This is a genomic window from Dawidia cretensis (genome assembly GCF_018598175.1).
Lineage (GTDB): Bacteria > Bacteroidota > Bacteroidia > Cytophagales > Cyclobacteriaceae > Ohtaekwangia > Ohtaekwangia cretensis.
Window position 1 is genome coordinate 1 of record NZ_JAHESE010000194.1, and the last position, 269, is coordinate 269.

The 269-nt window shown below is 36.1% G+C and carries 1 protein-coding gene; it reads left to right on the forward strand.

Features of this window, described 5'->3' with window-relative positions; translation table 11 throughout:
* Window positions 1-269, forward strand: a 269-nt coding sequence (locus tag KK062_RS30330; protein ID WP_254088125.1) for an NUDIX domain-containing protein, incomplete at both ends; no start/stop codon positions are given.

Here is a 269-nt window from a genome sequence, read left to right on the forward strand (position 1 = left end):
GCATCGACGTAAAAACTTCATTTGCCTATAAGTTCATTTATAAAACCAAGCTTGATAAAGAGCTTACTGAACATGAATACGATCATGTTTTCGTTGGTGTTTATGATGGCAAGCCTGCTGTAAATGCTGAGGAAGTTGAAGACTGGAAGTATGTTGATGTTGATGCTTTGAAAAAAGACATTACCGATCATCCTGACAAATATACCTCATGGTTCAAGTTAATTATGAGCCATCCCGAGTTAAATAAACAGCTATCTAAAGTCGACTAT